General features: G+C 35.0%; 11 protein-coding genes. 2 read left to right on the top strand and 9 right to left on the bottom strand.

Going from position 1 to position 12910, the window contains the following annotated elements:
• Window position 1 precedes the first annotated feature (1 nt).
• The gene (locus C4S35_RS06855) at window positions 2–1216 is read left to right on the top strand and encodes an ATP-grasp domain-containing protein (RefSeq protein WP_103999470.1); all 1215 of its coding nucleotides are present in this window, start codon (window positions 2–4) and stop codon (window positions 1214–1216) included.
• 52 nt (window positions 1217–1268) lie between these two features.
• Complete coding sequence (locus C4S35_RS06850) at window positions 1269–2924, top strand: M1 family metallopeptidase (RefSeq protein ID WP_103999469.1); 1656 nt, start codon at window positions 1269–1271, stop codon at window positions 2922–2924.
• A gap of 227 nt (window positions 2925–3151) precedes the next feature.
• On the opposite strand, the gene C4S35_RS06845 is transcribed toward C4S35_RS06850, so the two are convergent.
• The 9 genes from C4S35_RS06845 to C4S35_RS06805 all read right to left on the bottom strand — a co-directional run bounded on the left by C4S35_RS06845 (window position 3152) and on the right by C4S35_RS06805 (window position 12878).
• A complete protein-coding gene (locus tag C4S35_RS06845; RefSeq protein ID WP_103999468.1) occupies window positions 3152–4027 on the bottom strand; it encodes a sugar phosphate isomerase/epimerase family protein in 876 nt (291 codons plus the stop codon).
• A gap of 21 nt (window positions 4028–4048) precedes the next feature.
• Window positions 4049–4942, bottom strand: coding sequence for a hydroxypyruvate isomerase family protein (locus tag C4S35_RS06840; protein WP_103999467.1), 894 nt, complete (start codon window positions 4940–4942; stop codon window positions 4049–4051).
• Window positions 4943–4951: 9 nt separating this feature from the next.
• Entirely contained in the window at window positions 4952–6190 is a 1239-nt protein-coding gene (locus C4S35_RS06835) for a nucleoside permease (RefSeq protein ID WP_103999466.1), read from the bottom strand.
• Window positions 6191–6251: 61 nt separating this feature from the next.
• On the bottom strand, window positions 6252–6983 hold the full coding sequence (locus C4S35_RS06830; RefSeq protein ID WP_103999465.1) for a 3-keto-disaccharide hydrolase: 732 nt from the start codon (window positions 6981–6983) through the stop codon (window positions 6252–6254).
• Between the two features lie 23 nt (window positions 6984–7006).
• A complete protein-coding gene (locus C4S35_RS06825; protein WP_103999464.1) occupies window positions 7007–8464 on the bottom strand; it encodes a Gfo/Idh/MocA family protein in 1458 nt (485 codons plus the stop codon).
• An 83-nt stretch (window positions 8465–8547) separates the two neighbouring features.
• Window positions 8548–8928 carry a c-type cytochrome gene (locus C4S35_RS06820; RefSeq protein WP_103999463.1) on the bottom strand — a complete coding sequence of 127 codons (381 nt, stop codon included), beginning with the start codon at window positions 8926–8928 and terminating at the stop codon, window positions 8548–8550.
• Between the two features lie 18 nt (window positions 8929–8946).
• Window positions 8947–9999: a sugar phosphate isomerase/epimerase family protein gene (locus C4S35_RS06815; protein ID WP_103999462.1), complete on the bottom strand. Its 1053-nt coding sequence runs from the start codon at window positions 9997–9999 to the stop codon at window positions 8947–8949.
• A gap of 10 nt (window positions 10000–10009) precedes the next feature.
• On the bottom strand, window positions 10010–11164 hold the full coding sequence (locus C4S35_RS06810) for a Gfo/Idh/MocA family protein (RefSeq protein WP_244175207.1): 1155 nt from the start codon (window positions 11162–11164) through the stop codon (window positions 10010–10012).
• A gap of 10 nt (window positions 11165–11174) precedes the next feature.
• On the bottom strand, window positions 11175–12878 hold the full coding sequence (locus tag C4S35_RS06805) for a GMC oxidoreductase (RefSeq protein WP_103999460.1): 1704 nt from the start codon (window positions 12876–12878) through the stop codon (window positions 11175–11177).
• Window positions 12879–12910 lie beyond the last annotated feature (32 nt).

Genomic DNA, 12910 nt, shown 5'->3' with positions numbered 1-12910 from the left:
TATGGAAAACTCTAAAACCTTCCTCTGTATTTCAAATTATTTTAAGGGTGCTGATTTTTTAATTAATTTAAAAAAGTTAGGCAACAAAGTTTATTTAGTGACGAGTGAAAAACTGAGAGACAAGCCATGGCCACATCAATATATTGATGAGATTTTTTATATGGAAGGGCAAGATGTCGATTGGAATTTAGAGCATTTATTACTGGGTGTTGGCAATTTCATGAAGTCCACGAAAATAGATGCCATTGTAGCTTTGGATGATTACGATGTAGAAAAAGCAACTTATCTCAGGGAAAATCTTCGTATTGACGGAATGGGACAAACCACCGGTCGCTATTTTAGAGATAAACTAGCTATGCGCATGAGAGCGAAGAGTTGCGGTATTTCAATTCCTGCTTTTTGTTCCTTATTTAATGATCATGACATCAATTCTTTTGTTAATACAATTCCAGCTCCATGGGTTTTAAAACCACGTTCTGAAGCTTCGGCAACAGGGATTATAAAAGTAAATGATAAAGAGAGTTTATGGATTCACATTAATGAAATGGGGAATAATAGATTTAAATATTTATTGGAGCAATTCAAACCTGGCGATGTGTATCATTGCGATAGTTTAATTTCGGATAGTAAAGTAATCTTTTGTTTGACTTCAAAATATTTGGCTACACCAATGGAAATTTCACAAGGCGGAGGCGTTTTTCGTTCTGCCAATATTCCTTATGATTCTGAGGATGATAAGGCCATCAAAAAAATAAATCAACAAGTATTGAAAGGCTTTGGATTGAAACATGGTGCCGCTCATACTGAATTTATAAAATGCAAGGAAGATGGACAAATCTATTTTTTGGAAACATCATCCCGAGTAGGGGGAGCGCATTTGGCGGAAATGGTTGCCGAAGCTTCCAACATTAATTTATGGAAGGAATGGGCGGCAATTGAAAATGCTTTGGTAAAAGAAACCAAATATGCTTTACCAAAAGTAAAAAAGGCTTATGCCGGAATTGTTCTGACTTTATCTAAATTTCAGCATCCTGATTTATCTTCGTTTTCAGATTCTGAAGTTTGCTTCAGGGTTCCTCTCGAATACCATGCAGGAATGATCGTAAAATCGAAGAAACAGGTAAAAATTTTAGAGCTCTTGGAAGATTATGGCAATCGTTTAGCTGCAGATTTTACAGCAGTAGTAGAACAAAAGTCAGTTTTAAAATTGCATTAATGTTTTATTATTGGTATAAATCAATTCATCTTTTATTTCTAAGTTCAAATTCATGAAAAAATATTACAGTATTATTTTTATCACATTTCTTGTTTTTAATAGTACTAATGCACAAGGGCTTCTTGGACAGAAAGGACAAGTTTTTACCCGCCAAGATTCATTACGGGGAAGTATTACAAAAGAAAGAGCTTGGTGGGATGTAAAATATTATCACTTGGACGTTAAAGTAAATCCTGCAGATAGCACTATTACAGGTTCTAATACCATAAAATATTTAGTATTAAAAGAATACAATACCATGCAAATTGATTTGCAGAATCCAATGATGATATATAAAGTCATTCAAGATGGTATTGCTTTAAAATACAAAAGAGATGGAAATGCTTTTTTCATTGAATTGATAGCTCCTCAAAAAATTGGTTCAACGAAAGAACTTACAGTGTTTTATGGTGGAAAACCTAAAGTTGCCGTAAATCCACCTTGGGACGGTGGCATAACTTGGAAAAAAGACAGCAATCGAAATGCTTTTATAGCTTCTTCTTGTCAAGGCTTAGGTGCTAGTGTTTGGTGGCCGAACAAAGACCATATGTATGATGAAGCAGAAAGCATGCTAATCAGTGTAAATGTTCCAAAAGGTTTGATGGATGTTTCCAATGGTCGTTTGCAAAGTGTAAAAGAAATGAATGATGGATCGAGAACATTCAATTGGGTTGTTTCAAATCCCATCAATAACTATGGAGTAAATATTAATATTGGTGATTATGTCACTTTTTCGGAAAAATACAAAGGAGAAAAAGGAGATTTAGATTGTACTTATTATGTATTGAGAGACAATCTTACCAAAGCGAAAAAGCAATTTCAAGACGTGCATCGAATGTTGAAAGCTTTCGAACATTGGTTTGGACCTTATCCATTTTATGAAGACAGCTACAAACTAGTAGAAGCGCCTTATTTAGGAATGGAACATCAAAGCAGTGTAACGTATGGGAATGGTTTTAAAAATGGATATTTAGGAAGAGATTTGAGCGGAACGGGATGGGGTTTGAAGTTTGATTACATCATTATTCATGAATCAGGTCATGAATGGTTTGCCAATAACATAACTTATAAAGATATTGCTGACATGTGGATACATGAAAGTTTTACGGATTATTCTGAAAGTCTTTTTCTGGAATATTATTATGGTAAGGAAGCAGGGTATACTTATGTAAGGGGAATTAGAAAAAATATAGCAAATGATAAACCAATAATTGGAAAATATGACGTGAACAATGAAGGCTCCAGTGACATGTATTATAAAGGGGCAAACATGTTACACACTTTGCGTCAAATTGTAAATGATGATGCGAAATGGAGAACTATTTTAAGAGGATTAAATAGTACTTTTTACCATCAAACAGTTACTACAAAACAAATCGAAGATTACTTAAGTGAACAAGTTGGAATAGCGTTAAATCCATTCTTCAACCAATATTTAAGAGATATCAGAATTCCAACATTAGAATATTTTTTCAAGGATAATCATCTTGGCTATCGTTGGACCAATTGTGTTGCTAATTTTAATATGCCACTTAAAGTAACTTTGAATGGTAAAGAAGAATTACTGAAGCCAGAAACAGGATGGAAGAGCATTCCAGCTGAAACTGAAAATGCTAAACTGGAAACAGACAAAAACTTTTATATCGCCAGTTTTAACATAACGGAATAATTCCAAAATTTAATGTCTAAATTTTATGATGGTATGTTCAATTTTAAAAAAAGAATGAAAACTATTAATTATACTTGTAGTGTCAGTCAACTTTTATGATTTTCACAATAAAATTAAAACTGCAGAACTGAGTGCGTTGTGTAAAAAATTATTAAACAATAGGAATTATAAATAAAAAAGGGATATTTAATATATCCCTTTTTTATAATTATTTAATTAAGAAAAATTTAGATTAAATTTTTCTTAATGTAAGTAAAACTTGTTGCTGCAGATTCTATTGGATTAGGTTTGTAATTAGATTCGTGTTCCAAAAAGAAACGTTTCATTCCAGAAAGTTCAGCTTGAGCAAAAATCGATTTGAAATCTATTTTTCCACTTCCTATTTCCGCATTCCAATCCGGATTAACTTTATCCATATCTTTTACATGCCACATTTTGAAACGTCCAGGATATTTTTTGAACAATTGCAAGGGATCATTTCCCGAACGAACTACCCAGTATAAATCCATTTCAAAATCAACTAATTTTTTATCGGTTTCATTCAATAAAATCTCATATCCATTGGTTGATCCGAATTTTGTAAATTCAAAATCATGATTGTGATACGCTAATTTTAAACCTCCCGCTTTACAAAGCTCTCCAACTTTATTTATTTGTAAAGCTAGTTTTTTGTAATCATCTCCACTTGTTCCTCTTAATTCAGCTACTATGTATGGAATTGTTATATACTCACTTCCTAGATGATTCGCAGCTTCAATGTATGGTTTTACAAGATCAGTAGAACCATCTTTAATCATCGAATTGAAATCGAAATGATTGCTGGTAGCTTTTAATCCATTATCATCAAGCATCGATTTAAAGTCATGTAACGAAGTACCAAAAAATCCTTTGTATATTGAATAACCAAAAGTTTCTACTTCATTAAATCCTACTTTTCCAACTTGCGCTAATACACCTTTGACATCTTTAGGTAAAGTGTCTCGTAGCGTCCATAATTGAATTCCAATAGGTCTCTTTTTTGAATTAAATGCTAATGAAGGCGCAATAGCTAATGCTCCTAACGCTAAACCAGCATTAATTAAAAATTCTCTCCTTTTTATCATGAGTTATTTTTTTAGATTAATTTAAATATCACAAATTTTGATAGCCTGCTTCAATGAAACCAGTTTGTTTGAGTTTTTAGGAATAAATTCCTGACCTACAAATCCTTGGTAACCTGTTTTGGCAATTGCTTTCATTATTGCAGGATAATTTAGTTCCTGTGTTTCGTCTATTTCATTTCTACCTGGAACTCCCGCAGTATGAAAATGTGCAATATAATGATGGTTTTCATTTATGTTTCTAATAACATCACCCTCATCAATTTGCATGTGGTAAATATCATAAAGAAGTTTAAAGTTTTCTGAGCTTAAGCGTTTTGCTAATTCTACTCCCCATGATGTTCTGTCACATTGGTAATCTTTATGGTCGATTTTGCTATTTAACAATTCCATTACTAAAATCACATTATGCTTTTCAGCCAATGGGATTAGTGTTTGTAAACCAACAACGCAATTATTCCAACCTTCTTCATCTGTTTTTCCTCTTCTGCTTCCGCTAAAGCAAATTAGATTTTTATAACCGGCTTTTGCTACAAGAGGAATCATTTCCGTATAATTCTTTATGAGTGTTTCATGGAATTTGACATCATTGAAACCATCAACTAAATTAATTTCGGCTCCGTTGCACATGGTAGATACTAAATCATATTTTTTCAATGTAGGCCAATCGTTAGGTCCAACTAAATCAATACCAGTAATTCCCATTTTTTTCACTTCGCTACAAAGTTGCTCTATATCAAAGTCATTAAAACACCACCGAGCCACAGAATGATTTATATTTCCCTTTAAAATAATAGTGGTAAAATCTGTTTCTTTTTTTTGCATAGCCAAAGCAGAAAAACTAGTTGGAATTGCCATTGCGGCTGTACCGGCAAGTATTCCTTTTATAGCAGACCTTCTATTTAAATTAGTGCTCATCTTTTTGTATTATATAGCGGAAGTGGTTTCTTCCACTTTGTTTTTTTCATTGAATAAGAGTGCAAAAAGAACAAATACAGCAAAAGCAATTCCGGCAGGAATAATCCAAACCATTTCCCAGTTTATTGTACCTTCTACCGTTTTATAATTATCCGTTATCCAACCAGCAACTGCAAAACCGATTAACATTCCAACTCCGTAAGTCGCTAATGTTATTAGTCCTTGAGCAGCACTCTTATATTTTTCTCCTGCTTTAGAATTGGTATATATTTGACCCGAAACGAAGAAGAAATCATAGCAAATCCCGTGTAATGCGATTCCTAAAATAAGCATGAAACTTAAATCTCCTCCATTACCATAAGCAAACAACACATAACGGATGGCCCATGCAAGCATACCAACAAGAATTGTTTTCTTAAATCCAAAACGACTGAAAAATACTGGAATTAGCAATAAAAATAAGGCTTCAGATATTTGACCAATTGCCATTTTTCCTGTAGGATTTTCAACTCCGGATTCTGTTAAAAATGGATGTGCATTTTGATAATAAAAGGCAAGAGGAATACAAATAAGGATAGAAGAGATGAAAAAGACAGCGAAATTTTTATCTTTTAACAGCTTTAAAGCATCAAGGCCAATAATATCTCCTATTTTAATTTTTTCATCACTTACTTTTGGTGGGGTTTTAGGCAGTGTAAAACTAAATATCCCTAAAACGAAAGCCGCTATTCCTGCCAAAAGGAATGTGTTTTTAAGCATCCCACCTGAAATAGCTGCCGCAGCATCCCAATGGAAAATAAAACTGATGGACAACCCCGCTAAAATCCAGCCAATAGTTCCCCAAACCCGGATATTTGCAAATTCTTTCTCCGGATCTTTCATCTGATTAAACGAAACTGAATTTACTAATGCTAGCGTTGGCATATACAGAATCATATAACTTAAAACGTAAGTATAAAACATTCCAACCTCTTCAGACTGGTACATTTGGTACATCAAAAAAGCTCCAATTAAATGTAAAATTCCTAAAATTTTCTCCGCATTAAAATAACGATCTGCAATCAAACCAATAATAAAAGGAGCAATAATAGCACCCCAAGATTGTGTCGAAAAGATAGCCGCTGTTTCTGACCCAGAAGCTTTTAGATTATTTCCTAAGAAAGTACCAAGGGTAACAAACCAAGCGCCCCAGATAAAAAATTCCAGAAACATCATTATTGATAATTTTAGTCGGATAGTTGTATTCATACCTTTTTTTGGTTTATTTTTTTAGTGGATAGTAATTATTCGCGATGTGATATTTTAAATACTACATACCATTTTCACATCCTGTCGTTACATTCATTGAATTCCATTCTTTTATCATAATGTTTCTGAACCACACATTATTTCCGTGGTCTTGTAATGCAATTTTACCTTTTTTGAAAGCGGCAAAACCTGGCCAAGTAGCGAATTTACTTCCCGAAACTAAAGATTTAAAATTAGCATCCCAAAGTGTAGTTTCAACTACTTTTACACCATTAAGCAACATGGTTAGTTTACCAAATTTGCATACAATATCAACAGAGTTCCATTCCCCTACAGCTTTTACCGGCTCTGAAGAACTTTTGATTAAATCATATAAGTCACCTGCACGATGTTTTGTTATTTTTCCGTCAGGATGCCCATCATTATCCAATACTTGCATCTCCAAACCAGTTTCATATGTATTTTTGAATTTTGTTAAATCCTCATTCACGTAGAAAATAATACCACTATTTGAATTTGCTGCAACTTTCCATTCTAATTTTAAATGAAAATTTGAATATTCTGTATCGGTAACGAGATCTCCGCCCTGACCATTATTGGCAGCAGTAGGGTCAAAATGAAGCACGCCGTCTTCTACTTTCCAGGCAGAACCTCCAACAGTTTTTCCGTAGGAATGCCATCCGGTTGTTGTTTTTCCATCAAATATTGATTTGAATCCCTTAGGAACTGCTTGGGCATTTACTGTTTGAATCATTATTATTAGAATTATTGAAGTACAAATATTTTTAATCATCTTAGTATTTTTAATTTTTTAATTTATAGAGTTAATGCTTTCCAACCGTAACGATACTCCCGCTTAATAAATTGATTGACATCATCAAAATTAGTAATTCTCATATTGTTATTATCCCACAATAATTTTGTAGAACGTCCTGGATACACTTCTTCTCCCAGTTCTTCTTTTTTAATATCGTACCCTCTTATGGCTAGATTTGCCATTAGCAAAGCTTCGGTTAAAGGTCCTGCGATTTCAAAAGGAGAACTTAATTCTTTTTTTCCATATCCTGCAATAGCAGCTTCAATCCATTGGCTGTAATGACCATCAGCACCGTCTTTTACTCGGGCATATTTCTGAGCAATATTGATATTTTCATTTTTGTTAAGAGGAAGTAAACGAGGATTTAAACCATAAGTATCGCACATCATTTTCCCTTTTGTTCCGGTAAATAATGTTCCATTGCCGCCATCTCCAAAAATTTCATTTGGACCTAACTCAGAAGGTCTTTCCGGTTGAATCCCGCCATCCATCCAATGTACTGTAATGTCTCCGTTTGTTTTCTCCGTTTTTGGAAAAGTTAATGTTACATGACTCGAAGGTGGGCAACTTTCCGGGAAATAGCCTCTTTTAAATTCATCTACGTAAACAGAACCAACGCTGCACTGGACATCTTTTGCATATTGCAAATTTAATACACTAAAAGGAGCCTCAAGTAAGTGGCAACCCATATCTCCTAAAGCACCTGTTCCGTAATCCCACCATCCGCGCCAATTGAAAGGCACTAGTTTATTTACATACTCCTTTTTTGGAGCTGTACCCAACCATAAATCCCAATCTAATTCTTTAGGAATTTCTGCAATATTAGCTGACCAAGGAATGCCTTGTGGCCATACCGGACGGTCAGTCCAAGCGTGAATGGTGTGAACATCGCCTATTAGACCTGCTTCATACCATTCTTTCATTATTCTGGTACCATCATTTGAGGCACCTTGATTTCCCATTTGTGTAACCACTTTATATTTTTTAGCTGCTTGTGTCAAAATACGAGCTTCATAAATATCATGTGCCATGGGTTTTTGCACATACACATGTTTTCCTAATTGCATGGCCGCCAGTGCTTGAATTGCATGGTTATGATCAGGAGTCGATACCGAAACGGCATCGAAGTTTTTGTGTTCCTTATCTAGCATTTCACGCCAATCTTTGTAAAATTTGGCTTTTGGAAATGCAGTGACACTCTCCGCAGCTCTTCTGGTATCAACATCACATAAAAATGAAATATCGGCTTTTCCGCTTTTGGCAAACATGGCAATATCAGATTTTCCTTTTCCGCCAACACCTATGCTAGCAATGGATAAGCGATCACTTGGCGCGACAAATCCTCTGCCTAAAACATGGCGGGGAACAATCATAAATGCAGCTGCGGCAATAGCAGTTGTTTTTATAAAATCACGACGATTATTCGTAATTTTCTCAACTTCTTCTTTTTCTTTCATTTAATTTAATACGGTTATTTGGTGGTAATAAAATGAACTAGTAAACGAGTGGGTGTTTATAAATAGCAACCTGAATTATAGGCTTAGCTTGCTTTTTTTAGAGATAAAATATAATTCGCCATTGATTTAGCATCATTCTTTTTTAATGAGGAATGCGCTGCCATAGGAATTGTTCCCCATACTCCAGCTCCGCCTTTTATTATTTTGTCAGACAAATAATTGAGATTTTTTTCATTAAAAGCGTATTTTTTTGCAATATCTAAATAGGAGGGACCTATCAGTTTTTTATCTAATTTATGACAACCTACACAATCAGATTTAGCAATTAATTTTTCACCAGCTGATGATTGAAGAACTGAATTCGATTTTTTAGTCGCTATACTATATTTTGTATCTAAGTTATCATTAGAAAATGAGGTCAAGCTTACCAAAGCTACCCCAAAAAATAAATATTTTAATTTCATTTGTATTGTAATTAAGTTTTATAATCCTAAGTTTTTTCTGTTAAATTCTCGATTCGTTTCGATAGCTGCAAAATCATCGAATGCTTTGTCTGTGACTTTAATAATGTGGTTTTTAATAAATTCAGCTCCTTCACGGGCTCCATCTTCTTGATTTTTAAGACAACATTCCCATTCCATAACGGCCCAGCCTTTATAATCATATTGTGCTAATTTGCTAAAAATAGTTTTAAAATCAATTTGGCCATCTCCAGGGGAACGATATCGCCCCGCACGATTTATCCAGCTTTGATAACCCCCAAAAGTTCCTTGTTTTCCTGTTGGATTAAACTCGGCATCCTTTACGTGAAAGGCTTTTATGCGTTCATGATAAAAATCGATATATTGTATATAATCTAACTGCTGCAATACAAAATGTGAAGGATCATATAAAATACAAGCTCTGGAGTGATTATTTACAGCTTTTAAGAACATTTCGTAGGTTTCTCCGTCAAATAAATCTTCTCCAGGATGAATTTCGTAACATAGATCAACACCATTTTGATCAAACTCATTTAGAATGGGCATCCATCGTTTGGCTAATTCAGCAAAACCATCTTCTACTAAACCAGGTGGTCTTTGAGGCCAGGGGTGAAAATATTGCCATAGTAAAGAACCGCTAAAAGTGGCATGTGCATTTAAACCTAAGTTTTGGGATGCTTTTGCAGCATATTTCAACTGTTGTACTGCCCATTCTTGCCTTGCTTTCGAATTTCCATGAACGTTTTTTGGGGCGAAAGCATCAAAAAAATCGTCGTAAGCTGGATGAACTGCCACTAGCTGGCCTTGTAAATGCGTTGATAATTCGGTGATTTCTAATCCGTAAGAAGCGATTTTGCCTTTCAGTTCATCAGCATAGGTTTTGCTTTCTGCTGTTTTTTGTAAATCGATAAATCGAGTATCTAATGTTGGCATTTGAATGCCTTTAAAACCTAAATCAGCAGCCCATCTACAAATTCCGTCTAAAGAATTAAAAGGAGCTTTATCACCAATAAACTGAGCTAAAAATACTGCCGGTCCTTGTATTGTTGTCATTTCTTATTTTTTAAATCTTAAAATCGAACCATTTTTGCTCTGATTTTCCTGATGCTATTACATTTTCTATGAAAGCCATTCCTCGAACTCCATCAGCAACCGTCGGAAAATCAATCATTTCTTCCGTGGGTTCTTTTCCTTCGGATTGGGCTATTAAAGTCAAAGCAAAATTTTTATATAAATTAGCGAAAGCTTCCAGATAACCTTCTGGATGACCACTCGGGGTGCGGGTATTAAACATTGCACTATCAGATAAATAGTTATTTCCTGTACGATAGATTTGAGTTGGAGCATCCGGCCATTTTACCAATAAAGTGTTGGGTTCCATTTGATGCCATTCTAAACCTCCCTTTTCACCATAAATTTTAATTTTTAAACTATTTTCTTCTCCAGAAGCAATTTGTGATGCTACTAAAATACCATTAGCTCCATTATCAAATTTTAGTAATACGTTACCGTCATCATCAAGTTTTCTTCCTTGAACAACGATATTGATATCAGCGCATAGCTTTGTAATCTTTAATCCAGAGATATATTCTGCCAATTGTGATGCGTGGGTTCCAATATCTCCCATACAACCGCTGATACCGCTTTTTGAAGGATCAGTTCGCCAAATTGCTTGTTTATTTCCCTCGCTTTCTGATAAAGTACTCAACCAGCCTTGCGGATATTCAACCATTACTTTTCTAATTGCTCCAAACTGATTGTCAGCAACCATTTTTCGGGCTTGTTTTACCATCGGGTAAGCGGAATAAGTGTGTGTGAGACACAAAATCAATCCTGTTTCTTTCACTTTTTGTTGTAATTGTTTGGCTTCGTCAAGACTTAGTGTCATTGGCTTGTCAATAACAACGTGAAAACCATAATCTAAAGCCATCATTGCCGGGGCAAAATGAGCAAAATTAGGCGTAACAATGGTTACGAAATCCATACGTTGCTCTTTTGGAATGCTATTTTCTGTTGCAAACATTTCAGGATAAGATCTGTAACATTTTGATTCTGGCAGAAAAAATTCTTTTCCTGAAGCTATTGAAGTTTCTGGGTTGGAACTAAAAGCACCACAATGCAATTCAATTAATCCATCAATATTGGCGGCAATACGATGAATCGCTCCGATAAAAGCATCCTTTCCACCACCAACCATTCCCATTCTTAATTTTCTCATAATGATGGACCTAAATATTGCCTTTTTTTAATTCTTTTACAGCATAATCACAGGCTCGAGCTGTCAAGGCCATAAATGTAAGTGAAGGATTTTGGCAAGCGATAGAGGGCATGCAAGAACCATCTGTAACAAATACATTACTTACTTCGTGCAGTTGATTCCATTTATTTAATACAGAATCTTTAGGATCATTACCCATTCTGGCCGTTCCCATTTCGTGTATAGCCATACCTGGATAACAATCATTATCGTAGGTTTTTACATTTTTGATTCCGGATGCTTCAAGCATTTCGGCTGCATCATTCATCATGTCTTCACGCATTTTTGCTTCGTTCTCCTTGTATTCACAATCTATGGCTAAAACAGGTTGTCCCCATTTATCTTTTTTGTTGTGATCGATATACACTTTATTTTCGTAATACGGTAGCATCTCACCAAAACCGCCTAAGCCCATACTCCAAGAATCAGCAGGAAGTGACATGCTATCTTTGAAGTCACCACCAAAGGCTAATTCAGCCACTTCTTTATGCCATAATCCTCTACTTGCTCCTCCTTGATATCCAAAGCCTCTTAAATAATCTCTTTTATCATTTCCTACGTTTTGGTATCTTGGAATATAAATTCCGTTGGCCCTTCTTCCATAAGTATATTTATCTTCAAACCCCTCGGCAGTTCCTTCAGCACCACAACGGAAATGATGGTCCATTAAATTATGTCCTAATTGTCCGCTGGCATTCCCCATTCCATTAGGATGCGCCTCTGAAGTTGAATTTAACAAAATAAAAGTTGATCCTAAAGTTGAACCATTTACAAAAACAATTTTAGCATAAAACTCCATGGTTTCGTTTGTTTCTGCATCAATTACCATTACGCCTTTTGCCTTTTTTGTGTCTTTATCGTAGATAATATGATTCACAATAGAGTACGGTCTAACGGTTAATCTTTTAGTTGCCATTGCCGCCGGAAGTGTAGATGATTGCGTACTGAAATAAGCTCCAAAAGGACAACCCCGACTGCATAAATTTCTATATTGGCAACTACCACGACCATTGTGAGGTACGGTTAAATTTGCTGTACGCCCAATGGTCATAATTCTTGACTTATTGTAGTGTTTCTCGATTCTTTCCTTTACTGATTTTTCTACACAGTTCATATCCATTGGCGGCAGAAAATGACCATCTGGTAATAATGGCCAATTTTCATTTTGACCACTTATCCCCGCAAATTTCTCCGCGTAATCATACCATGGAGAAATATCTTTATAACGGATAGGCCAGTCATTTCCATGACCATCTCTAGCGTTATCTTCAAAATTATGGTCACTAAAACGGTAACTCTGACGTCCCCACATTAATGATTTTCCACCTACGTGAAAACCTCTGTACCAGTCAAAACGCTTGTCTTCAGTGTATGGACATTCAATATCATTTACCCACCATTTTTCAGTTGCTTCATTATATGGATAATCTCTTGTTTGAACCGGATGCGTTGCTTTTTGCTCTTGGGAAAGTTTACCTGCATGCTGAAATTCCCATGGATCCTTCATTGCAGATTCATAATCCTTAACATGTTCAATGTTCATTCCGCGTTCTAACATCAAAACTCTTAATCCTTTTTCGGTAAGCTCTTTTGCAGCCCAACCGCCACTAATACCAGATCCTACAACAATAGCATCGTATGTGTTTTGTTTTTTTAAGTCAGTATTTATATTCACGTGTAATTTTTTTTTGATTTTTTAAAATATTT

The sequence above is a fragment of the Flavobacterium urumqiense genome, from assembly GCF_900108015.1.
GTDB lineage: Bacteria > Bacteroidota > Bacteroidia > Flavobacteriales > Flavobacteriaceae > Flavobacterium > Flavobacterium urumqiense.
Note: the sequence above shows the minus strand (reverse complement) of the source record. Positions and strands in the feature narration are given on the sequence as shown.